The 23,092-nt window shown below is 33.3% G+C and carries 33 protein-coding genes; 32 read left to right on the top strand and 1 reads right to left on the bottom strand.

Annotated features, from left to right (window positions below):
* The first annotated feature begins 2 nt into the window (after positions 1-2).
* From rpsC to ctlX, 27 genes are all read left to right on the top strand, one after another.
* Positions 3-761 (top strand): 30S ribosomal protein S3, encoded by a 759-nt coding sequence (gene rpsC / locus ACE01P_RS01690; protein ID WP_008464292.1) that lies wholly within the window; start codon positions 3-5, stop codon positions 759-761.
* Between the two features lie 19 nt (positions 762-780).
* Positions 781-1,206: a 50S ribosomal protein L16 gene (rplP, locus tag ACE01P_RS01685; RefSeq protein ID WP_008464295.1), complete on the top strand. Its 426-nt coding sequence runs from the start codon at positions 781-783 to the stop codon at positions 1,204-1,206.
* Positions 1,207-1,218: 12 nt separating this feature from the next.
* On the top strand, positions 1,219-1,410 hold the full coding sequence (rpmC, locus tag ACE01P_RS01680; protein WP_008464297.1) for a 50S ribosomal protein L29: 192 nt from the start codon (positions 1,219-1,221) through the stop codon (positions 1,408-1,410).
* 17 nt (positions 1,411-1,427) lie between these two features.
* A complete protein-coding gene (gene rpsQ, locus ACE01P_RS01675; protein ID WP_012022485.1) occupies positions 1,428-1,688 on the top strand; it encodes a 30S ribosomal protein S17 in 261 nt (86 codons plus the stop codon).
* Between the two features lie 2 nt (positions 1,689-1,690).
* Positions 1,691-2,059, top strand: a complete 369-nt coding sequence (gene rplN / locus ACE01P_RS01670) for a 50S ribosomal protein L14 (RefSeq protein ID WP_007803649.1) — start codon at positions 1,691-1,693, stop codon at positions 2,057-2,059.
* A gap of 11 nt (positions 2,060-2,070) precedes the next feature.
* Complete coding sequence (gene rplX / locus ACE01P_RS01665) at positions 2,071-2,385, top strand: 50S ribosomal protein L24 (protein ID WP_379693375.1); 315 nt, start codon at positions 2,071-2,073, stop codon at positions 2,383-2,385.
* A gap of 2 nt (positions 2,386-2,387) precedes the next feature.
* The gene (rplE, locus tag ACE01P_RS01660; protein WP_012022484.1) at positions 2,388-2,939 is read left to right on the top strand and encodes a 50S ribosomal protein L5; all 552 of its coding nucleotides are present in this window, start codon (positions 2,388-2,390) and stop codon (positions 2,937-2,939) included.
* Between the two features lie 3 nt (positions 2,940-2,942).
* Positions 2,943-3,212, top strand: coding sequence for a 30S ribosomal protein S14 (rpsN, locus tag ACE01P_RS01655; protein ID WP_008464305.1), 270 nt, complete (start codon positions 2,943-2,945; stop codon positions 3,210-3,212).
* A gap of 105 nt (positions 3,213-3,317) precedes the next feature.
* Complete coding sequence (gene rpsH / locus ACE01P_RS01650) at positions 3,318-3,716, top strand: 30S ribosomal protein S8 (protein WP_008464306.1); 399 nt, start codon at positions 3,318-3,320, stop codon at positions 3,714-3,716.
* Positions 3,717-3,734: 18 nt separating this feature from the next.
* Entirely contained in the window at positions 3,735-4,277 is a 543-nt protein-coding gene (gene rplF, locus ACE01P_RS01645; RefSeq protein WP_053470829.1) for a 50S ribosomal protein L6, read from the top strand.
* Positions 4,278-4,288: 11 nt separating this feature from the next.
* The gene (rplR, locus tag ACE01P_RS01640) at positions 4,289-4,639 is read left to right on the top strand and encodes a 50S ribosomal protein L18 (RefSeq protein ID WP_035650451.1); all 351 of its coding nucleotides are present in this window, start codon (positions 4,289-4,291) and stop codon (positions 4,637-4,639) included.
* A gap of 3 nt (positions 4,640-4,642) precedes the next feature.
* Positions 4,643-5,167, top strand: a complete 525-nt coding sequence (rpsE, locus tag ACE01P_RS01635; protein WP_085949269.1) for a 30S ribosomal protein S5 — start codon at positions 4,643-4,645, stop codon at positions 5,165-5,167.
* A 10-nt stretch (positions 5,168-5,177) separates the two neighbouring features.
* Positions 5,178-5,360 carry a 50S ribosomal protein L30 gene (gene rpmD, locus ACE01P_RS01630; protein ID WP_008464315.1) on the top strand — a complete coding sequence of 61 codons (183 nt, stop codon included), beginning with the start codon at positions 5,178-5,180 and terminating at the stop codon, positions 5,358-5,360.
* A gap of 11 nt (positions 5,361-5,371) precedes the next feature.
* Positions 5,372-5,824 carry a 50S ribosomal protein L15 gene (gene rplO, locus ACE01P_RS01625; protein ID WP_379693370.1) on the top strand — a complete coding sequence of 151 codons (453 nt, stop codon included), beginning with the start codon at positions 5,372-5,374 and terminating at the stop codon, positions 5,822-5,824.
* A gap of 13 nt (positions 5,825-5,837) precedes the next feature.
* A complete protein-coding gene (secY, locus tag ACE01P_RS01620; RefSeq protein ID WP_008464318.1) occupies positions 5,838-7,184 on the top strand; it encodes a preprotein translocase subunit SecY in 1,347 nt (448 codons plus the stop codon).
* A 7-nt stretch (positions 7,185-7,191) separates the two neighbouring features.
* The gene (infA, locus tag ACE01P_RS01615; protein WP_007136545.1) at positions 7,192-7,407 is read left to right on the top strand and encodes a translation initiation factor IF-1; all 216 of its coding nucleotides are present in this window, start codon (positions 7,192-7,194) and stop codon (positions 7,405-7,407) included.
* Between the two features lie 12 nt (positions 7,408-7,419).
* Entirely contained in the window at positions 7,420-7,536 is a 117-nt protein-coding gene (gene ykgO / locus ACE01P_RS01610; protein WP_002987490.1) for a type B 50S ribosomal protein L36, read from the top strand.
* A 2-nt stretch (positions 7,537-7,538) separates the two neighbouring features.
* Positions 7,539-7,913, top strand: a complete 375-nt coding sequence (rpsM, locus tag ACE01P_RS01605) for a 30S ribosomal protein S13 (protein WP_379693367.1) — start codon at positions 7,539-7,541, stop codon at positions 7,911-7,913.
* 8 nt (positions 7,914-7,921) lie between these two features.
* Positions 7,922-8,305 (top strand): 30S ribosomal protein S11, encoded by a 384-nt coding sequence (gene rpsK / locus ACE01P_RS01600; protein ID WP_026727866.1) that lies wholly within the window; start codon positions 7,922-7,924, stop codon positions 8,303-8,305.
* 91 nt (positions 8,306-8,396) lie between these two features.
* Positions 8,397-9,002, top strand: a complete 606-nt coding sequence (gene rpsD / locus ACE01P_RS01595) for a 30S ribosomal protein S4 (protein WP_008464326.1) — start codon at positions 8,397-8,399, stop codon at positions 9,000-9,002.
* A gap of 21 nt (positions 9,003-9,023) precedes the next feature.
* Complete coding sequence (locus ACE01P_RS01590; RefSeq protein ID WP_008464329.1) at positions 9,024-10,016, top strand: DNA-directed RNA polymerase subunit alpha; 993 nt, start codon at positions 9,024-9,026, stop codon at positions 10,014-10,016.
* 62 nt (positions 10,017-10,078) lie between these two features.
* Positions 10,079-10,570, top strand: coding sequence for a 50S ribosomal protein L17 (gene rplQ, locus ACE01P_RS01585; protein WP_198857779.1), 492 nt, complete (start codon positions 10,079-10,081; stop codon positions 10,568-10,570).
* Positions 10,571-10,817: 247 nt separating this feature from the next.
* On the top strand, positions 10,818-11,927 hold the full coding sequence (gene carA / locus ACE01P_RS01580; protein ID WP_379693363.1) for a glutamine-hydrolyzing carbamoyl-phosphate synthase small subunit: 1,110 nt from the start codon (positions 10,818-10,820) through the stop codon (positions 11,925-11,927).
* 111 nt (positions 11,928-12,038) lie between these two features.
* Positions 12,039-13,331 (top strand): phosphopyruvate hydratase, encoded by a 1,293-nt coding sequence (gene eno / locus ACE01P_RS01575; RefSeq protein WP_379693360.1) that lies wholly within the window; start codon positions 12,039-12,041, stop codon positions 13,329-13,331.
* Between the two features lie 153 nt (positions 13,332-13,484).
* The gene (locus tag ACE01P_RS01570) at positions 13,485-14,762 is read left to right on the top strand and encodes a citrate synthase (protein ID WP_379693357.1); all 1,278 of its coding nucleotides are present in this window, start codon (positions 13,485-13,487) and stop codon (positions 14,760-14,762) included.
* A 62-nt stretch (positions 14,763-14,824) separates the two neighbouring features.
* A complete protein-coding gene (locus ACE01P_RS01565; protein WP_379693354.1) occupies positions 14,825-15,739 on the top strand; it encodes a dimethylarginine dimethylaminohydrolase family protein in 915 nt (304 codons plus the stop codon).
* 69 nt (positions 15,740-15,808) lie between these two features.
* Positions 15,809-16,744, top strand: coding sequence for a citrulline utilization hydrolase CtlX (ctlX, locus tag ACE01P_RS01560; RefSeq protein ID WP_379693351.1), 936 nt, complete (start codon positions 15,809-15,811; stop codon positions 16,742-16,744).
* Positions 16,745-16,823: 79 nt separating this feature from the next.
* Here the strand turns inward: ctlX and ACE01P_RS01555 are convergent, their stop codons facing one another.
* Positions 16,824-17,450: a MarC family NAAT transporter gene (locus ACE01P_RS01555; RefSeq protein WP_095931487.1), complete on the bottom strand. Its 627-nt coding sequence runs from the start codon at positions 17,448-17,450 to the stop codon at positions 16,824-16,826.
* A 153-nt stretch (positions 17,451-17,603) separates the two neighbouring features.
* On the opposite strand from ACE01P_RS01555, the gene ACE01P_RS01550 reads away from it, so the two are divergent.
* The 5 genes from ACE01P_RS01550 to ACE01P_RS01530 all read left to right on the top strand — a co-directional run bounded on the left by ACE01P_RS01550 (position 17,604) and on the right by ACE01P_RS01530 (position 23,065).
* On the top strand, positions 17,604-17,969 hold the full coding sequence (locus tag ACE01P_RS01550) for a CoA-binding protein (protein WP_379693348.1): 366 nt from the start codon (positions 17,604-17,606) through the stop codon (positions 17,967-17,969).
* A gap of 163 nt (positions 17,970-18,132) precedes the next feature.
* Positions 18,133-18,753, top strand: a complete 621-nt coding sequence (gene recR, locus ACE01P_RS01545; protein ID WP_379693346.1) for a recombination mediator RecR — start codon at positions 18,133-18,135, stop codon at positions 18,751-18,753.
* Positions 18,754-18,824: 71 nt separating this feature from the next.
* A complete protein-coding gene (locus ACE01P_RS01540) occupies positions 18,825-19,607 on the top strand; it encodes a polysaccharide biosynthesis/export family protein (protein ID WP_379693343.1) in 783 nt (260 codons plus the stop codon).
* 16 nt (positions 19,608-19,623) lie between these two features.
* Positions 19,624-22,071 carry a polysaccharide biosynthesis tyrosine autokinase gene (locus ACE01P_RS01535; RefSeq protein WP_379693340.1) on the top strand — a complete coding sequence of 816 codons (2,448 nt, stop codon included), beginning with the start codon at positions 19,624-19,626 and terminating at the stop codon, positions 22,069-22,071.
* Between the two features lie 10 nt (positions 22,072-22,081).
* Positions 22,082-23,065: an SDR family oxidoreductase gene (locus tag ACE01P_RS01530; protein WP_379693337.1), complete on the top strand. Its 984-nt coding sequence runs from the start codon at positions 22,082-22,084 to the stop codon at positions 23,063-23,065.
* Positions 23,066-23,092 lie beyond the last annotated feature (27 nt).

The raw sequence follows: 23,092 nt of genomic DNA, 5'->3' as shown, positions 1-23,092 counted from the left end.
GCATGGGACAAAAGACAAATCCAATTGGAAATAGACTTGGTATCATCAGAGGATGGGACTCAAACTGGTATGGTGGAAATGATTACGGCGATAAATTAGCTGAAGATCACAAAATCAGAAAGTATATCCACGCTCGTTTATCAAAAGCTAGTGTATCAAAAGTAATCATCGAGAGAACTTTGAAACTTGTAACCGTTACTATCACTACTGCTAGACCTGGTATTATTATCGGAAAAGGTGGGCAAGAGGTAGACAAGTTAAAAGAAGAACTTAAGAAAGTTACTGACAAAGAGGTTCAAATCAACATCTTTGAAATTAAAAGACCTGAGTTAGATGCTTATCTTGTGGCGACAAGCATCGCTCGTCAAATCGAAAGCCGTATTTCTTACAGACGTGCAATCAAAATGGCTATTGCTGCTTCTATGCGTATGAACGCTGAAGGTATCAAAGTTTTGATTTCTGGTCGTTTGAATGGAGCTGAGATGGCGCGTTCGGAAGGTTTCAAAGAAGGTAGAATTCCTCTATCAACTTTCAGAGCTGATATTGATTATGCTTTGGCTGAAGCTCACACTACTTATGGTAGAATGGGTATCAAAGTATGGATCATGAAAGGTGAAGTTTACGGTAAGAGAGAGCTTTCTCCACTTGCTGGAATGGACAAAAAACAATCTGGTACAGGTGGTGGTAAAGGTGGAGATGCTCCTAGAGGCAAATCTAACTTTAACAAAGGCGGTAAACCAGATGCTCGTAAAAGAAAGTAAATTTTTAAACTAAAGAAAAATGTTACAGCCTAAAAGAACAAAATACCGTAAGGTACAAAAAGGTAGAATGAAAGGTAACTCTCAAAGAGGGCATGAACTTTCAAATGGAATGTTTGGAATTAAATCTGTACATGAAGATGGAATGTTCTTAACTTCTCGTCAAATCGAAGCTGCGCGTATTGCTGCAACTCGTTACATGAAGAGAGAGGGACAATTATGGATTAAAATTTTCCCAGACAAGCCTATCACTAAGAAGCCTCTTGAAGTACGTATGGGTAAAGGTAAAGGAGCAGTTGAGTATTGGGCTGCTGTTGTTAAACCAGGAAGAATTATGTTTGAAGTTGGAGGGGTTCCATTGTCAGTTGCAAAAGAGGCTTTACGTCTTGCAGCTCAAAAACTTCCAGTAAAAACTAAATTCGTTGTTGCTAGAGATTTCGAAGCATAATTTATATTTATTATGAAACAATCAGAAATAAAAGATCTTTCTGCAGCGGAGTTGCAAGAAAAGCTTAGTCAAACTAAGAAAGTATATGCTGACCTAAAAATGGCTCACGCTATTTCTCCAATTGCTAACCCGCTTCAAATTAGAAGCGTTAGAAGAACAGTTGCAAGATTAGCTACAGAGTTAACTAAAAGAGAGTTACAATAATTGTATTCTGCTGAAAGATGGAAGAAAAAAGAAATTTAAGAAAAGAAAGAATAGGTGTTGTTACTTCAAATAAGATGGATAAATCTATCGTTATTTCTGAAGTAAGAAAAGTAAAACACCCATTATACGGTAAGTTCGTGTTGAAAACAAAGAAATATGTTGCACACGACGAAACAAACGACTGTAACATTGGAGATACTGTAAGAATTAGCGAAACGCGTCCTTTAAGTAAAACAAAATGTTGGAGATTAGTTGAAATCTTAGAAAGAGCTAAATAATTATGGTACAACAAGAATCAAGACTAAAAGTAGCAGATAACACGGGAGCTAAAGAAGTTTTAACTATTCGTGTTTTAGGAGGTACTAAAAGAAGATATGCCTCTGTTGGTGACAAAATTGTAGTTTCTATCAAAGATGCAACTCCAAACGGAAACGTAAAAAAAGGAGCTGTTTCAACTGCAGTTGTTGTACGTACTAAAAAAGAAGTGAGAAGAGCTGATGGTTCTTATATCCGTTTCGATGACAATGCATGTGTTCTTTTGAATGCTGCAGGGGAAATGAGAGGAACTCGTGTTTTTGGTCCGGTAGCAAGAGAACTTCGTGAAAAACAATTCATGAAAATTGTATCATTAGCACCAGAAGTGCTTTAATTCGTTTTAAGATGATAAAGCTAAAAATAAAATCAGGAGATGTCGTAAGAGTTATTGCTGGAGACCATAAAGGTGCTGAAGGTAAAGTTTTACGTGTTTACCGTGAAAAAAACAAAGCGATCGTTGAAGGTGTAAACATGGTTTCTAAACATACTAAACCAAGTGCTAAAAACCCTCAAGGTGGTATCGTTAAGAAAGAAGCTTCTATTCAAATTTCTAACATTGCTTTAATTGATCCTAAAACTAAGGAAACAACTAGAGTAGGTATTAGAGTAGAAGGAGATAAGAAAGTAAGATTTTCAAAAAAATCTAATCAAGTACTATAGTAATGGCATATACACCTAGACTAAAAGAAGAATATAAGAGTAGAGTAATCTCTGCTCTTAAAGAAGAGTTCGGATATACAAACGTAATGCAAGTTCCTAAACTTGAAAAAATCGTTTTGAGCCGTGGAGTTGGTGCAGCTGTATCTGATAAAAAACTTATCGACTATGCAGTTGATGAGTTAACAAAGATCACTGGACAAAAAGCAGTTTCTACAATCTCTAAGAAAGACGTTGCGTCTTTCAAATTGAGAAAAGGAATGCCTATTGGAGCAAAAGTAACTTTACGTGGAGAAAGAATGTATGAGTTTTTAGATAGACTTATTACTTCTGCTTTACCACGTGTTAGAGATTTCGGTGGTATTAAAGCTACAGGTTTCGACGGAAGAGGTAACTATAATCTTGGAGTTTTAGAGCAAATCATTTTCCCAGAAATTGATATTGATAAAGTAAATAAAATTTCAGGAATGGATATTACTTTTGTTACTACTGCAAAAACTGATAAGGAAGCAAAGTCATTATTGGCTGAATTAGGATTACCTTTTAAAAAGAATTAAGACATGGCTAAAGAATCAATGAAAGCCCGCGAGGTGAAAAGAGAGAAAACGGTAGCTAAGTATGCTGAGAAGAGAAAAGCTTTATTAGAAGCTGGAGACTACGAAGGATTACAAAGATTACCTAAAAATGCTTCACCAGTTCGTTTACACAATCGTTGTAAATTAACAGGTAGACCTAGAGGTTATATCCGTCAATTCGGTATTTCACGTGTAACTTTCCGTGAAATGGCTAACAATGGATTAATTCCAGGAGTTAAAAAGGCTTCTTGGTAATCTCGCAATAAGTTATTACTTTTGCAAACCAAAAAATAATTTTTAATTGATTAAAGGTTCGGGAGATGAGTATCTCCCGAAAACCATAATCGCAATCAAATACATATGTATACAGATCCTATTGCAGATTATTTGACTAGAGTTCGTAACGCTGTGGCTGCAAACCACAAAGTTGTTGAAATTCCAGCATCTAATCTAAAAAAAGAGATAACTAAGATCTTATTTGATCAAGGTTACATCTTGAGTTACAAATTTGAGCAGAATACTGTACAAGGTTCTATCAAAATTGCTTTGAAGTACGATAAAGATACTAAAGAGCCTGTAATCAAAGATATCCAAAGAATTAGTAAACCTGGTTTACGTAAGTACGCAGGTGCTGCCAAATTACCAAGAATCCTTAACGGATTAGGAATTGCTATTGTTTCTACATCAAAAGGTTTGATGACTGGAAAACAAGCGAAGCAATTAAATGTAGGTGGTGAAGTAATTTGTTACGTATACTAATTTTAAACACTAGATAAGATGTCAAGAATAGGTAAAAGCCCAATTGTAATCCCTGCTGGTGTAACTGTTGAAGTTAAAGACGGTATTATTACAGTAAAAGGAAAAAAAGGTCAACTAGTTCAGGAGTTTTCGGACGTAAATGTAACTGTTGAAGGCGATCAAGTTTTAGTAGAAAGATCGTCTGATCATAAAGACCATAGAGCAAAACACGGATTATTTAGATCTTTGATCAATAATATGATTGTTGGTGTTTCTGAAGGTTTCACAAAAGAACTAGAATTAGTTGGAGTTGGTTATAGAGCTTCAAACCAAGGTCAAAAATTAGATTTAGCTCTTGGATATTCTCACAATATTGTTTTAGAAATTGCTCCTGAAGTAAGTTTAGAAACAATATCTGAAAAAGGTAAGAACCCTATCGTAAAATTAACATCATTTGACAAACAACTTTTAGGACAAGTTGCTGCGAAAATCAGAGGTTTCCGTAAGCCAGAGCCATACAAAGGAAAAGGTGTTAAATTTGTGGGTGAAGTATTAAGAAGAAAAGCAGGTAAATCAGCTTAAAATATAAGATTATGTCATTAACAAAATCTGAAAGAAGACAGAGAATTAAATTCAGAATTAGAAAATCGGTTAGTGGTTCTGCTGCAAGACCAAGACTTTCTGTATTTAGAAGTAATAAAGAAATTTACGCTCAAATTATTGATGATGTAAATGGAGTTACTATCTTAGCTGCATCTTCTAGAGAAAAAGAAATAGGAAAAGGTACTAACGTTGAAGTAGCTGCTGCTGTTGGAAAATTAGTTGCAGAGAAAGCGTTAAAAGCTGGGATCGATACTATCACTTTTGATAGAGGTGGGTATTTATATCACGGTCGTATTAAATCATTAGCAGAAGGCGCAAGAGCCGCTGGACTTAAATTCTAATATATTATGTCTAAATACAAAAATGTAGAATTGGTAAAACCTAGTGGTCTTGAATTAAAAGATCGTCTAGTTAGTGTTAATCGTGTTACTAAAGTTACAAAAGGAGGTAGAGCTTTCGGTTTTTCTGCTATTGTAGTTGTAGGTGATGAAAATGGAGTAGTTGGTCACGGATTAGGAAAATCTAAAGACGTTTCTGAAGCAATTGCGAAAGCAGTAGAAGATGCTAAGAAAAACTTAGTTAGAATTCCTTTAAATGGTCAATCTGTTCCTCACGAACAAAAAGGAAAATTTGGTGGTGCACGTGTATTCTTGATTCCAGCGTCTCATGGTACTGGAGTTATTGCTGGTGGAGCTGTTCGTTCAGTTCTTGAGTCAGTAGGTATTCACGATGTATTGTCTAAATCTCAAGGATCATCAAATCCACATAACGTAGTAAAAGCAACTTTTGATGCTTTATTGCAAATGAGAAGCGCTCACACTGTTGCAAAACAAAGAGGTGTTTCTTTAGAGAAAGTTTTTAAAGGTTAATTAGGAAATTATGGCTAAATTATTAGTAAAACAAGTAAGAAGCAAAATCAACTGTCCTCTTTCTCAAAAGAGAGGTTTGGAAGCTTTAGGTCTACGTAAAATTGGACAAGTTGTGGAGCATGAGTCAAATCCTGCTATCCTTGGGATGATAAACAAAGTTAAACACTTAGTTTCTGTTGAAGAAGCTAAATAACAAATACTGTTATGAATTTAAGTAACTTACAACCTGCTGAAGGATCTACGCACAATCAAAATAAAAGATTAGGTAGAGGAGAAGGCTCTGGAAAAGGTGGTACCGCTGCAAGAGGACACAAAGGAGCTAAATCTCGTTCTGGTTATTCTAAAAAGATTGGTTTCGAAGGAGGGCAAATGCCACTTCAAAGACGTGTACCTAAGTTTGGTTTCAAAAACATCAATCGTAAAGAATACGAAGGTGTTAATTTAGATACTCTTCAATTATTAGTAGATAATGGTTCTATTACTGATTCTGTTTCTATGGCAGAATTTGTAGCAAATCGTTTGGCTACTAAAAATGAAATCGTTAAGATTTTAGGTAGAGGAGAATTGAAAGCAAAATTAAAAGTAACTGCCCACAAATTTACTGCTACTGCAAAAGCTGCTATTGAAGCTGCTGGTGGAGAAGCTGTAACTATATAACTTATCTATTAAGATGAAGAAATTTATTGAATCAATAAGTAATGTTTGGAAAATCGAAGAACTAAAGAATAGAATCTTAATTACTTTAGGATTACTTTTAGTATATCGTTTTGGAGCACACGTTACGCTTCCTGGAATTGACGCAACGCAATTGACTGGTTTAGCGGGACAAACTAAAAATGGTCTAGGATCTATTCTAGACATGTTCACCGGGGGTGCTTTCTCTAAGGCTTCAGTATTTGCTTTAGGTATCATGCCTTATATTTCTGCGTCTATTGTTGTTCAGTTGATGGGAATTGCGATTCCATATTTACAAAAACTTCAAAATGATGGGGAAAGTGGTAGAAAAAAGATTAATCAAATCACTCGTTGGTTGACAATCGCTATCACATTGGTTCAAGGTCCGACTTATATCTATAATTTATACAGAACATTGCCTAGTAATGCATTTTTGCTAGGCTTTAATTCACCTGAATTTTTGTTCTCGTCAGTTATCATTTTAGTTACAGGTACAATTTTTGCTATGTGGCTTGGTGAGAAAATTACAGATAAAGGTATTGGAAATGGTATTTCATTGTTAATTATGGTTGGTATTTTAGCACGTTTACCACAAGCTTTTATTCAAGAGTTTACAACACGTGTTACCAATAACAATGGAGGTCCAATGTTATTAGTTATTGAAATTATTGTGTGGCTGTTAGTTATCATTTCTTGTGTATTGCTTACAATGGCAGTGCGTAAAATTCCAGTACAGTATGCTCGTCGTACAACAACTGGAGATTATGAGCAAGATTTGGCAGGAGGTAATAGACAATGGATTCCTCTAAAGCTTAATGCTTCTGGAGTAATGCCAATCATTTTTGCTCAAGCAATTATGTTTATCCCTGCAGCAGTGGCTGGATTGTCTAAATCAGATACATCACAATCTATTGTTGGTGCATTTAGTAATATGTTTGGTTTCTGGTATAATTTTGTTTTTGCAACTTTAATTATTGTATTTACATTCTTTTATACTGCAATCACCGTTCCTACTAACAAAATGGCTGATGATTTAAAAAGAAGCGGTGGTTTTATTCCAGGCGTTCGTCCAGGAGCAGAAACTTCTGATTTCCTTGATAAAGTGATGTCTTTAATAACTTTCCCAGGATCTTTATTCCTTGCTTTGATTGCTGTGTTCCCAGCTATTGTTGTAAGTATTATGGATGTACAACAATCTTGGGCAATGTTTTTTGGAGGTACCTCATTAATAATTATGGTTGGTGTTGCAATAGATACTATTCAACAGATCAATTCATACTTGTTAAATAAACATTATGATGGTTTAATGAAGACTGGTAAAAATAGAAAAGCGGTAGCTTAATATATTTATGGCAAAACAATCAGCAATAGAACAAGACGGATCAATTATAGAAGCATTATCTAATGCAATGTTCCGTGTAGAGTTAGAAAATGGACATATTGTAATTGCTCATATTTCTGGTAAAATGCGAATGCATTACATCAAATTATTACCTGGTGATAAAGTGAAACTAGAAATGAGTCCTTACGATTTGTCAAAAGCAAGAATTACTTATCGATATTAAAGGATATTCACTATGAAAGTTAGAGCATCAGTAAAAAAGAGAAGTGCCGAGTGCATTATCGTGCGTAGAAAAGGGAGACTGTACGTAATAAACAAAAAGAATCCTAGATTTAAACAAAGACAAGGATAATTATGGCAAGAATAGCAGGGGTAGATATCCCAAAAAACAAAAGAGGTGTTGTCGCACTTACCTATATTTTCGGATTAGGAAAAAGTAGAGCTATTGAGATTTTAGAAAAAGCTCAAGTTAGCCAAGATAAAAAAGTTCAAGATTGGAATGATGATGAAATCGGAGCAATTCGTGAAGCTGTTTCATTTTACAAAATTGAAGGAGAATTACGTTCTGAAATTTCTTTAAACATTAAACGTTTAATGGATATTGGATGTTACAGAGGTATTCGTCATAGATCTGGTCTTCCATTAAGAGGGCAAAGAACTAAAAACAACTCAAGAACAAGAAAAGGTAAAAGAAAAACTGTTGCTAACAAGAAAAAAGCAACTAAATAATAAGTAATATGGCTAAAGCAACTGCAAAAAAACGTAAAGTTATCGTTGAATCAACGGGTGAGGCTCATATTTCTGCCACTTTTAATAACATTATTATTTCTTTGACTAATAAGAAAGGTGAAGTTATCTCTTGGTCTTCAGCTGGTAAAATGGGTTTCAGAGGTTCTAAAAAGAACACTCCTTATGCAGCTCAAATGGCAGCAGAAGATTGCGCTAAAGTAGCACTTGAGGCAGGACTTAAAAAAGTGAAAGTTTATGTAAAAGGACCAGGTAACGGACGTGAGTCTGCTATCCGTTCTATTCATAACGGTGGAATTGAAGTTACTGAAATTATTGATGTTACTCCAATGCCACACAACGGATGTCGTCCTCCAAAAAGACGTAGAGTTTAATTTTTTATTTTTATAGTATAAACAAGGTAGAACATAGATTATCGAAGGATTAGACCTGAATTCATAATTTCTACCTTAAATTTTTTTTAAAATGGCAAGATATACTGGTCCTAAAACCAAAATCGCTCGTAAATTTGGCGAGGCAATCTTCGGAGATGATAAATCTTTCGAAAAAAGAAATTACCCACCTGGACAACACGGGATGGCTAAAAAAAGAGGAAAAAAATCTGAGTACGCTGTTCAGTTAATGGAAAAGCAAAAAGCTAAATATTCTTACGGAATTTTAGAAAAACAATTCAGAAATTTATTCGAAAAAGCATCAGCGACTAAAGGAGTAACTGGTGAAGTTTTATTACAATTATGCGAAGCAAGATTAGATAATGTTGTTTTTAGAATGGGAATTGCTCCATCTAGAAGAGGTGCGCGTCAAATCGTTTCTCACAGACACATTACTGTAAATGGAGAGGTTGTTAATATTCCTTCTTACCACCTTAAGCCTGGTGATAAAGTTGCAGTTCGTGAAAAATCTAAATCTTTAGAAGCTATCGAACGTTCTTTATCAAATTCAAGTCATGTTTATGAATGGATTACTTGGAACAATGATCTTAAAGAAGGAACTTTTGTTTCTGTACCTGCGAGACTTCAAATTCCAGAAAACATTAAAGAACAATTAATCGTAGAGTTGTACAACAAATAATAATTGACTTAGTCGAAATTTATGGCAATATTTAATTTTCAAAAGCCCGATAAAGTTATCATGATCGATTCAACCGATTTTGAAGGTAAATTTGAGTTTAGACCTTTAGAACCTGGTTACGGATTGACAGTTGGTAATGCACTTAGAAGAGTTTTGCTTTCAGCGTTAGAAGGTTATGCAATTACATCTGTTCGTATCGAAGGTGTAGATCATGAGTTTTCTACTATTTCAGGTGTTGTTGAGGACGTTACCGAAATTATCCTTAATCTAAAACAAGTACGTTTTAAACGTCAGATTGAAGATATCGATAATGAATCAGTTACTATTTCTGTTTCTGGTAAAGACCAATTAACAGCAGGTGATTTTCAAAAATTTATCTCAGGTTTTCAAGTTTTGAATCCAGACCTTGTTATCTGTAATTTAGATTCTAAAATCAAATTGAACTTCGATTTAACAATCGAAAAAGGTAGAGGATACGTTCCTGCTGAAGAGAACAAAAAACAGAATGCTGCAATTGGAACAATTTTTACAGATTCTATTTTTACTCCGGTAAAAAATGTAAAATATGCAATCGAAAATTTCCGTGTAGAGCAAAAAACAGATTACGAAAAATTAGTTTTTGAAATCAAAACTGATGGATCTATCAATCCTAAAGATGCTCTTACTGAAGCTGCTAAAGTTTTAATTCACCATTTCATGTTGTTTTCTGATGAAAGAATTACACTTGAGGCTGACGAAATTGCACAAACAGAATCATATGATGAAGAGTCATTGCATATGAGACAATTGCTTAAAACTAAGCTTGTTGATATGGATTTATCTGTGAGAGCATTAAATTGCTTGAAAGCGGCTGAAGTTGATACACTTGGTGATTTAGTATCGTTCAATAAAAATGACCTAATGAAATTCCGTAATTTCGGTAAAAAATCTTTAACTGAACTTGATGAACTTGTTGCAGTGAAGAATTTGACTTTCGGAATGGATTTAGCTAAATACAAATTAGATAAAGAATAATTTACTTCATATTTTGCTCTCCATAGTGGATTGTAGCAAGATGAAGATAAAAAAAACACGTCATGAGACACGGAAAAAAATTCAACCACTTAAGCAGACAGACTGGACATAGAAAAGCTATGTTGGCTAATATGGCTTGTTCTCTTATCGAGCACAAACGTATTAACACTACTGTTGCTAAAGCTAAAGCGCTTAAACAATTCGTTGAGCCTTTAATCACAAAATCAAAAGAGGATACGACTCACAACCGTCGTATTGTTTTTGCTTACTTACGTAACAAATACGCTGTAACTGATTTGTTTAGAGATGTTGCTGCTAAAGTAGGTGACCGTCCAGGAGGATACACTCGTATCATTAAAGTTGGAAATCGTTTGGGAGATAACGCTGATATGGCGATGATCGAACTTGTTGACTTCAATGAACTTTACAACGGAGGTAAAAAAGAAGTTAAAAAAGCTAAAAGCCGTCGTGGTGGTAAAGCTAAAAAAGCTGAAACTGCTGCTCCAGAAGCTCCTGCTGCTGAAACAGAAACGACTACTGAAGCTTCTGAATAATTATGAAAGTAATCATTCTATAAAAATCAAGGATAAACTAATTTTTAGTTTATCCTTTTTTTTTGATTTTTTTGAAACCATAAAAATGTAACTTATTTAAAATGATAGGTTTTATTTTTACGAGTGAAAGTTTTAAAAAATCTTGGAAGGGCTATTTTAAAGAAGTAAATTTGCAAAATATCTAATTATACTTAAAACCTTTATACTGGTTTTATAACTTGATTAAAAAAACAATACAAATTAAATAATGAAATACACAACACGACAAAGCGCCATTTTATTACTTAGTGATGGAACAATCTTTCACGGAAAATCTATCGGAATTAGCGGTAAAACTTTCGGTGAAGTTTGTTTTAATACTGGAATGACTGGATACCAAGAGATTTTTACAGATCCTTCTTATTTTGGTCAAATTATGGTTACTACTAATCCGCATATCGGTAATTATGGTATAAATGATTTAGAGGTTGAATCTGAGAGCGTGAAAATTGCTGGATTAGTTTGTAAAAATTTTAGTTTTAACTATTCAAGAGAAGGAGCTTCTGGAAGTTTAGAAGATTATTTCGCTAAGCAAAATCTAATCTGTATCTCTGATGTTGATACAAGAGCTCTAGTTAGTTATATTCGTGATAATGGTGCAATGAATGCTGTTATTTGTACAGATGGAACCTCAATTGAAGATCTTAAAAAAGAATTGGCAAATGTGCCAAACATGGAAGGTCTTGAGTTAGCATCAAAAGTATCTACAACAGAACCTTATTTTGTTGGAGATGAAAATGCTACTTATAAAATTTCGGCACTTGATCTTGGAATTAAAAAGAACATCTTAAGAAACTTCGCGAAAAGAGATTGTTACATTAAGGTTTTCCCTTACGATACAACTTACGAAGAATTAAGTGCATTCAATCCAGATGGTTATTTCTTATCTAATGGTCCTGGTGATCCAGATCCATTGTATGGAGTAATTGATGTTGCGAAAAAAATTATTGCTGATGACAAACCTTTGTTTGGAATTTGCTTAGGTCATCAAATTATTGCATTGGCAAATGGAGTTCAGACTTACAAGATGTTTGGAGGTCACCGAGGAATTAATCATCCTGTAAAAAATCTTCTTACTGGGAAAGGTGAAATTACATCTCAAAATCATGGATTTGCTGTAAAAAGAGAGGCATTAGAAGGTCATCCAGAATTGGAACTTACTCATATACATTTAAATGATGATACTGTTGCAGGAATGAGAATGAAAAATAAAAATTGTTTTTCAGTTCAATATCACCCAGAGGCTAGTCCAGGACCACACGATTCGTCATATTTATTTGATCAATTTGTGGAGAATATTAAAACTAGCAAAGTCTAAAACGATGTAGTTAATAAATAAAGGTGTTTAATGACTAGAATGCGTTTATAGTATTAAATATTTTTATAATTTCGAAAAAAAAATATAATTTATTAATAAAAAACAAAAATAATGAGTATTATAATTAAAGTTCACGCAAGACAAATTCTTGATTCTAGAGGTAATCCTACTATTGAAGTAGATGTAGTAACTGAAAATGGAGTTTTAGGTAGAGCTGCGGTTCCATCTGGAGCATCAACTGGAGAACACGAAGCTGTTGAATTACGTGATGGTGGTAAAGCTTATCTAGGTAAAGGTGTTTTGAATGCAGTGAATAATGTAAATACTATTATTGCTGAAGAGTTAGTTGGAACTTCTGTTTTCGAACAAAACACAATTGACCAATTAATGATTGATTTAGATGGTACTCCAAACAAATCTAAATTAGGAGCTAATGCTATTTTAGGTGTTTCTTTAGCTGCTGCAAAAGCTGCTGCTAACGAACTTGGTTTGCCATTATACAGATACGTAGGTGGTGTTTCTGCTAATACGTTGCCAGTTCCGATGATGAACATCATCAATGGTGGTTCTCACTCTGATGCGCCTATCGCATTCCAAGAGTTTATGATTTTCCCAGTAAAAGCAACTTCTTTTACACATGCAATGCAAATGGGAACTGAAATTTTCCACAGTTTGAAAAAAGTATTACATGATAGAGGTTTAAGTACTGCTGTTGGTGACGAAGGAGGTTTTGCTCCAAACTTAGCTGGTGGAACTGAAGATGCTTTAGATACTATCAAATTAGCTGTTGAAAAAGCAGGATATACTTTCGGTGACGAAATTATGATCGCTCTTGACTGTGCTGCTTCTGAGTTTTATGTAAACGGAAAATACGATTACACTAAATTTGAAGGTGAAACAGGAAAAATCAGAACTTCTGAAGAACAAGCTCAGTACTTAGCTGAACTTGCTGCAAAATATCCAATTATCTCTATCGAAGACGGTATGTACGAAGATGACTGGGATGGATGGAAAGCTTTAACTGAAAAAATCGGTGATAAAGTACAATTAGTAGGAGATGATTTATTTGTTACTAACGTTGCTCGTTTGTCAACTGGTATTGAAAAAGGAATTGCTAACTCAATCTTAGTAAAAGTAAATCAAATTGGTACTTTGACTGAAACTATTGCAGCTGTAAACATGGCGAAAAACGCTGGTTACACATCTGTAATGTCTCACCGTTCTGGAGAAACTGAAGATAATACAATTGCAGATTTAGCTGTAGCTTTAAACTGTGGTCAAATTAAAACTGGTTCTGCTTCTCGTTCAGATCGTATGGCTAAATACAACCAATTATTAAGAATTGAAGAAGAACTTGGAAGTACTGCTTATTTCCCTGGTTTAAATGCTTTCAAGATTAAATAATCATAAGAGTTATATTAAGATAAACCATTCATTTTTTAATGAATGGTTTTTTTTTGGAGTTTTAACAAATTCATAGCAGTATTCTTTTTTTAATTAGTCTTAAATTCATTAGATTTGATAAATTATTATTTAAAGAATTATTTCCAGTATATTATGTCAAAAATAGCTACATTAGAAATAGATGGTAAAAAGATTGAGCTTCCGGTAATCACAGGGAGTGAAAACGAATCAGCTATCGATATTAACAAATTACGTGATTTAACAGGTTATATTACAATTGATCCAGGTTATAAAAATTCAGGATCTTGTACAAGTGAAATCACTTTCCTAGATGGAGAAGAAGGAATTTTACGTTACAGAGGATATTCTATCGAAGATCTTGCTGAAAAAGCTAGTTTCTTAGAAGTATCATATCTTTTGATTTTCGGTGAATTACCTACAGCGGCACAATTAGAAGAATTTGAAAATGGTATTAAAAAACATTCTTTGGTAAACGAAGAAATGAAAAATATCATTGACGGTTTCCCTAAAACAGCTCACCCAATGGGAGTGTTATCTGCTTTAACAAGTGCTTTAACAGCTTTTAATCCTAAAGCGGTTAATGTTGATAACGAAAAAGAAATGTACGAAGCTATTTGTAAAACAATGGCGAAATTTTTAGTGATTGCTACATGGACTTACAGAAAATCTATGGGGTATCCTTTAAACTACTATGATAATACAAAAGGTTATGTAGAAAGCTTCATGCAATTAATGTTTAAATTGCCTACAGGACCTTATGCTGCAAATCCAGTAATTGTTAATGCTTTAGATAAATTATTTATTCTTCACGCAGATCACGAGCAAAACTGTTCTACTTCTACAGTTAGAATGGTAGGTTCTTCTCATGCTGGTTTATTTGCTTCAGTTTCTGCAGGGGTTTCTGCTTTATGGGGACCACTTCACGGAGGAGCTAACCAAGCGGTACTTGAAATGCTTGAAGAAATCAATAAAGACGGTGGAGATACAGATAAATTCTTAGCGAAAGCAAAAGATAAAAATGATCCATTCCGTTTAATGGGATTCGGACACAGAGTTTACAAAAACTTTGATCCAAGAGCTAAAATCATCAAAAAAGCAGCAACAGAAGTATTAGAAACTTTAGGTGTTGAAGATCCGATTTTAGAGATCGCAAGAAAATTAGAAAAAGCAGCTCTTGAAGATGAATACTTCAAAGCAAGAAACTTATATCCAAACGTTGATTTCTACTCTGGAATTATCTACAGAGCTTTAGGAATTCCAACAGATATGTTTACTGTTATGTTTGCAATTGGAAGACTACCAGGTTGGATTGCGCAATGGAAAGAAATGCGTGAAAACAAAGAACCAATTGGAAGACCAAGACAAATTTATACAGGACATCCTTTACGAGAGTTTAAGTCTAATAAATAAAAAACGAAAGCTTCACTTAACTGTGAAGCTTTTTTTATATTTGCTCAAAATACAATAAAGTTATGTTGCAATTAAATGTAAAGAACGAAACGTCTCGACTTCGTGCTGTAGTTCTGGGTTCTGCTGTTCATAATGGGCCAACTCCAACTATAGAAGAGGCCTATGACCCTAAATCATTGGAACATATTAAGGCAGGGACTTATCCTGTAGAAAAAGATATGGTTGCTGAAATGGATGCTTTTAATGCTGTTTTCAAAAAGTATGATGTAACTGTTTATCGTCCGGAGATGATTGAGAATTACAATCAGATTTTTGCTCGTGATATTGGGTTTGTAATTGATGATGTTTTTGTAAAATCGAATATTCTGCCTGATAGAGAAAGAGAGTTAGATGCAATTCAGTACGTAATTGATCAAATTGATCCGTTAAAAGTAGTTCGTCCGCCAGAAGAAGTTCATATTGAAGGAGGAGATGTTATGCTTTGGAATGACCATATTTTCATTGGAACGTACAAAGGAAGCGATTATAAAGATTATATCACTGCGAGAACAAATATGCATGGTGTAAACTATATTAAATCGCTGTTTCCAAATAAGATTGTTAAAGAATTTGATTTAGTGAAATCTAAATTAGAAGCGAGAGATAATGCATTGCATTTGGATTGTTGTTTTCAGCCTGTTGGAAAAGATAAGGGTATTATCTATAAAAGAGGTTTCCGTGAAGAAGCAGATTATTTGTACTTAGTAAATCTTTTTGGTAAAGAAAATCTATTTCATATCGAAAGAAACGAAATGTACAATATGTTTTCGAATGTATTTTCAATTGATGAAAATGTAGTGGTTTCTGAAAAGAATTTTACTCGTTTGAATAACTGGCTTCGCGAAAATGGTTTTACTGTTGAAGAAATTCCATATGCTGAAATTGCAAAACAAGAAGGTTTGTTAAGATGTTCAACTTTACCATTAATTAGAGACTAAAAATTAGTTTCAAGTATCAAGTTGCCAAAAACTTGAAGCCTGAAACTTGAAACCAAAAAATATAAAATCATGAGACAAACTACTAATGCTATCGTGATGATTCGTCCAGTTGCATTCAGAATGAATGAGCAGACGGCTGTAAATAATTATTATCAAAAAGTATTAGACGGACTTTTGCCGAGTACCGTTAATGCTAAAGCGCAACAGGAATTTGACACTTTTGTCGAAAAACTGAGAGCTGTTGGAGTAGACGTAACTGTTGTAGATGATAATTTAGAGACTGATACTCCTGATAGTATTTTTCCAAACAATTGGGTTTCATTTCATGAAAATGGAGATGTAGCACTTTATCCGATGTTTGCTGAAAATCGTCGTCAAGAGCGTCGTGAAGATATTTTGGATACTTTGGAAGAAAAAGGATTCGAAATTGCTAATATCATGGATTATACTTCTGCAGAAGAAGATGGGATTTTCTTAGAAGGAACAGGAAGTTTGTTATTAGATAGAGCAAACGGAAAAGCATACTGCGCATTGTCACCAAGAGCAGATGAAGAGCTTTTTATAGAATTCTGTGAAGATTTTGATTATGCCCCGGTTATTTTTGAAGCTTTTCAAACTGTTGATGGCGAACGTAAACTGATTTATCATACGAATGTGATGATGTGTCTAGGAGAAACCTTTGCTGTTATTTGTGCAGATTCTATTGATGATAAAAAAGAGCGCAAAATGGTTTTGGATAATCTAAAAGATGATAAAAAAGAAATCATTTTGATTACAGAAGATCAAGTAAACAATTTTGCTGGAAATATGTTAGAGGTTCGTGGAAAAGATGATAAGAGATATATTGTTATGAGTGCATCGGCACATCAAAGCTTAACTCCGAAACAAATTGCCCAATTAGAAAATCATGCAGAAATTTTAAGTTCAAGTCTTGATACAATTGAAGCTTGTGGCGGTGGAAGTGCAAGATGTATGATGGCGGAAATTTTCTTGCCAAGAAGCTAGAATAGAAAGAATAATAAAAAGAAAGGGATAAAATCAATATGATTTTATCCCTTTCTTTTTTTAGAAAATAATATTTGAATTAGAAATTTCCTTTAATAATATTTACAATTGCACTTACAATGTACTGAATGCCAATTGAAATAACGATAAATCCAACAATTCTAGAAATAGCAACAATTCCTGAAGCTCCCAGAATTCTAGCCAGATAATGAGCGCTTTTTAAAATGGCAAAAATGGCTACTGCAATTGCAAGGATCGCTAACGAAGAAATTATAATTTCGTTTATTTCGTGGTGTTCCTGATAGAAAGCAATTAAAAGCGACATAGATCCAGGGCCAGCAAGCATAGGTATTGCTAAAGGTGTTAATGCAATATCATTTCTGTGTTGCGCTTCATTCTCAATTTTTTTATTGATTCCTCGTTTTTTGTTGAATTTGCCAGAAAGCAAAGAAAAACCAGAGTTTACAATTACGATTCCACCTGCAATTCTTAAGGCATCGATGCTAATTCCGAAAAAAGTTAGAACATATTGGCCAATAAAATAAGAAACCAATAATATGATAAAAACATTAATTGCAGTCCAAAGTGAGATTCGAGATCGTTCTTTTTGAGAGTCGTGTTGAGTTAGTCCGACAAAAATTGGGACAGTTCCAATTGGATTTAGTACTGAGAATAAGGCAGCAAATAGGTAGATAAATAATTCCATAAAATATTGGTTAGTGGAGTAAATGTAGTTATTTTTTGATGCTTTTGTATGAAATTATGTTATGATAATATTTTTTATTGTTACCAATTCTGAATCAAAGACATAAAGTTAAATCGTTCTTTTTGATTACTTTTGCAGTCTTAAATAAAAATTATGAAAAGCAAAAAAACATTAGTTATAGGAGCATCAACAAATCCAGAACGTTACTCGTTTAGAGCTGTTAATATGTTGACAGGAAAAGGACATTCTGTTTTAGCAATTGGCCAGAAAGCTGGCGAAGTTGCTGGAGTGAAGATTCAAACTAAAGCAATACCAGTAAAAAATATTGATACCATTACTTTGTATTTAAATCCTGTACGTCAAAGAGATTATTATAATTATATTATTGAAGCGCATCCTAAACGAGTAATTTTCAATCCTGGAACTGAAAACCCAGAATTGTATCAATTATTAGAATTAAATGATATTCAGGTAGAAGTGGCTTGTACATTGGTTTTATTAGCTACTAATCAATATTAAAGTTCTCGAAATTTTTATTGAATAGATTTTGATAATATCATTAATTACTTTCATTTGAATACAGAAAAGAAAGGGCTTTCGTAATAATTTTTGAATATTGTTAAGTCTTGAATTTAATGGCTGTAATGTAGGCTAAACCATTAAAAGTATTACTTTTGTCGTCATGGAATTTTCATCAAAATTAATTGAAAAAGCAGTAAACGAAATGTCGCAATTGCCTGGTATAGGTAAACGTACAGCGCTTCGATTGGTTCTTCATTTGTTAAAACAGCCGAAAGAACAGACTGCCTTTTTATCTCAAGCATTATTAAATATGCGTGAGGATATTAAGTTTTGCGAAAGTTGCCATAATATTTCGGATACTAAAATTTGTGAAATCTGTGCTAATCCAGTCAGAAACCATGAAACAATATGTATTGTAGAAGATATTCGAGATGTTATGGCGATTGAAAATACGGGACAGTTTAAAGGAATATATCATGTGCTTGGAGGAAAAATTTCGCCTATTGAAGGAGTTGGCCCCAATCAATTGAATATTTCTAGTTTGGTAACAAAAGTAAAATCTGGAAATGTGTCTGAGATTATTTTTGCATTAAGCTCAACTATGGAAGGTGATACAACAAATTTTTATATCTATAAACAAATAGCAGATTCTGACATTGTCATTTCAACAATTGCGAGAGGAATATCAGTTGGAGATGAATTAGAATATGCAGACGAAATAACATTAGGACGAAGCATCCTACATAGAGTGCCTTTTGAAAAAACATTTAAAAATAATTAACTAAACCCCAAATAGCAGTTAGTTTTTCTTGATTTTGGACGGAAAAATATATTTGCGATAAAATTGAACGAATGACAAAAAATAGCTTTTTTCTATTCTTATTAATTTCAACGTTATTTACCTCATGTATTCCTATTAAAGATTTGGTTTACCTTCAGGATAAAAATGGTTCCGATGGACAAGCAACAATTGCAGCAATAGAATCAAAACCATATCGATTACAAGTCAATGATGTTATAAGTGTTAATCTAAAAGCAATCGATCCCAAATTGGTTTCTATTTTTAATACAACAGAGGGACAAATAGGAAAGTCAGAGACGGGGCTTTATTTTGATGGATTTACAGTTGATGATCATGGAAATATTAGAATGCCAATTCTAGGGGAAATTAATGTGATTGGTTATACTCTTGAAGAAGTTCGTTTAAAAATTGAGAAGAAATTATTGGAAGAATATTTTAAAAGTGAAGCCAATATATTTGTAACGGTTAAGTTGGCCGGTTTTAGATATACTATTAATGGAGAAGTTGGTAGTACAGGAACAAAGACATTGTTTAAAGATAATTTAACTATTTTGGAAGCTGTTGCAAATGCGGGAGATATAACCACTGTTGGTAATAGAAAAGAAGTGATGGTTATTCGTCAATCTCCTACTGGGGTTCAAATGCATAATATTGATCTTACAGATGTAAATGTAATGAAATCACCATATTATTATTTACAGCCAAACGACTATATCTATGTGAAACCCCTGAGGCAAAAAACTTGGGGAACAGGCCAAACAGGGATACAGTCTATAGGAACAATAATTACATTATTGTCTTTGGCTACAACGGTTTATCTAATTATAAAATAAAAATAGATTTTTTAGAATGTTAGACATTAAAGATTTTGCCATTTTCGAAAATCATTCTCATTTTGATTTTAAAGGGTTTCTGTTGAAAATAGCGAGTTACTGGAAATGGTTTCTTGTAAGTTTGATCATTACGTTTACAATTGCTTATCAGGTGAATATTCGTAAAGAAAAAATTTACGGAATGCAGACTATGGTTTCTATAAAAGAAGAAAGTAATCCATTTTTTACATCAAATACAAGTTTGGTTTTTAATTGGGGAGGAACTTCAGATCAGGTAAATGGAATTTCTACAATTTTGCAATCAAGATCCCATAATGAAAAGGTAGTAGATAAGCTCAAATTTTATATTGATTATTTAGAACAAGGAAAGTATAATTTGGTAGATTCTTACGGAGCAGTACCATTTTATATCGATATTGACAAAACAAAGGGACAGCTTGTAGGCTCATTAATTAGTGTAAAGTTTCTAAGTGAAAACGAATATCAAATTCAAATTCCATTTGAAAATAATTCAGTTTCCCTGATTACCTATAATGACAACTCTTATAGTAATACATCAGTTGAACCTGTAACTTTTAATAAAAAGTATAAGACAGGAGAAAGTGTGAATCTTCCATTTTTGAATTGGAAACTTCAAATAGTAGATAATCCAGGTTTTTATAAGGGAAAAGAATATTTTGTTCGATTCAATGATTTTGATGGAACTGTATCTCGATATAAAGGGATAAATGTTGATGCTGGTAAAACTGGCGGTTCATTATTAACTTTGTCAATGCAAGGCACCAATAAAGCTAGAATGGTTGATTATTTGAATTCTACTGTAAAAATGCTTATGAAAATGCAATTGGATGGGAAGAATCAATTTGCAACAAATACAATTAGGTTTATAGATAGTACGCTTATAGCAATGGAATCTCAGCTTAAAGAAACTGGTAATGAACTAAAGTCTTTTCAAAAGGATAAAAATATTTACGAAATCGAAGATGGCGGTGCTAAGGTTTCGGATAAAATAATGAATTTTGATGTCGAAAAAGATCAGATTACAAGAAAAATAGCCTATTATAATTCGTTGAAAACCTATTTAAATAATAGTGTCGATTATTCTAGATTGCCTGCCCCTTCTGTTGCTGGAATTGAGGATCCAAATATTATGGCCAATGTTTCGAAACTTATAGCTCTTTCTACTCAAAGATCAGAAATGGCGTATGCGGTAAAAAGTGAAAAAATATTTAAAGATTTTGACAATCAAATGGTTGCAGTGAAAAATGTTCTTCAAGAGAATATTATTACAGCAAAAGCTTCTTTAGGATATGATTTGTCTTTGATAAATGCTAAAATCGGACAGGCCGAAAGTACTGTTAAAAAACTCCCTGCTGAACAGCAAGAGCTATTAAAAATCAAGCGAAAATATGATTTAAATGATAATATTTATACAGCATTTCTTCAAAAGAGAAATGAAGCAGAAATCGTAAGAGCTTCTAATCTGTCAGATATTCACTTTATTGATCCTGCAAAAGATATAGGTGGAGGTTTAATTGGTCCCAAAACCTCTGTGAATTATGTAACGGCTTTGTTTTTAGGGATTTTGATTCCACTATTGTTTGTTTTAGTAATTTTCTTTATTAATAATTCAATTCAGAATAGTGAAGATATTAATAAACTGACTCAAATTCCATTGATTGGTGTAGTTGGTTTAAACAAGGATTCAGGGAGTATGGCCGTTTTTGAAAAACCAAAATCAGCTCTTTCAGAATCATTTAGAGGGATACGTTCTTCGCTTCAGTTTTTATATAAAAAACAACAGGTTAGTGGATCTAAAACATTAATGATAACTTCCTCAATTAGTGGTGAAGGAAAAACATTTTGCTCTATAAATATTGCAACTGTCTTTGCCTTAAGCGAAAAGAAAACAGTAATTGTTGGTCTGGATTTAAGAAAGCCAAGATTGGCAGATGAATTTAAATTAAAATCATCTTTAGGAGTCGTTAATTATTTAATAAAACAAAATAATTTAGAAGAAATTATTAATCCGACGCCAATTCCAAATTTAGATGTAATACTTTCTGGACCAATTCCACCAAATCCTTCAGAGCTAATTTTAAGCGATGGAATGAAAGAATTGATTGATGAGCTCAAGCAAAAATATGATTATATAGTCTTAGATACTCCTCCAGTTGGATTAGTAGCAGATTCGATAGAATTGGTTCAGTTTGCAGATGTAATATTGTACATTGTGAGACAGAATTATACTAAGAAAGATATGATAACGTTGTTAAATACTAGACTTAAACGTGGAGAGTTAACAAACGTAAGTATTGTATTGAATGGCTATGAAAACAAAGCTAAGTATGGCAGCGGTTATGGATATGGCTACGGTTACGGAGCTTATTCAAATGGTTATCATGAAGAGGAAGTTAAAGATGGATACTGGAAGACATTTTTGAATCGAATAAGAAAAAGCTAAACTTTTACAGATGGAAGGTAAAACAAAAAATACAATTTTAATTACAGGAGGAGCTGGATTTATAGGCTCTAATTTGACTGAGTATTTTTTAGGCTTAAATTATAAGGTAATTTGTCTTGATAATTTTTCGACGGGTCATCGCCATAATTTAAAAGACTTTTTAGATAATCCAGATTTTAAATTAATTGAAGGAGATATTCGAAATTTTGCTGACTGTAATTTGGCAACTGAAGGAGTAGATTATGTTTTGCATCAAGCAGCTTTAGGTTCTGTTCCTCGGTCGATTAAAGATCCGATTACAACAAATGAAGTAAATGTCTCTGGTTTTTTAAATATGTTGACAGCAGCTCGAGACGCTAAAGTAAAACGATTTATATATGCAGCAAGTTCTTCAACTTATGGAGACTCGCAAGGATTGCCAAAAGTTGAAGATGTTATTGGAAAACCTTTGTCGCCTTATGCAATTACTAAATATGTAAATGAATTGTACGCTGAAATCTTCAGCAAGACCTACGGATTAGAGACGATTGGACTTCGTTATTTTAATGTTTTTGGAAGAAAACAAGATCCAAATGGGGCTTATGCAGCGGTAATTCCGAAGTTTGTGAAGCAATTTATGAATCATGAAAGTCCAATAATTAACGGAGACGGAAATTATTCTCGTGATTTTACATATATCGACAATGTTATTCAAATGAATGAATTAGCAATGACTTGTCAAAATTCAGAAGCTATTAATTCTGTTTATAATACGGCATTTGGAGACAGGAATACATTAAATGACTTAGTAAAATATTTAAAAGAATTCTTAGCAGATTTTGATCCAAAAATAAAAGATGTGCCAGTTATTTATGGAGAGAATAGAGCGGGAGATATTCCGCATTCGTTGGCAAGTATAGAAAAAGCAAAAAAAAATCTAGGTTACAATCCAAAGTATTCTTTGCAAGACGGATTAAAAGAAGCTGTTGAATGGTATTGGAATAATTTAAAATAAATTTAAGATCAAGATAATATAGATCAA

This window comes from Flavobacterium sp. HJSW_4 (genome assembly GCF_042436695.1).
GTDB lineage: Bacteria > Bacteroidota > Bacteroidia > Flavobacteriales > Flavobacteriaceae > Flavobacterium.
The sequence above is the reverse complement of the archived record's forward strand: the minus strand, read 5'-3'. Positions and strand labels throughout refer to the sequence as shown.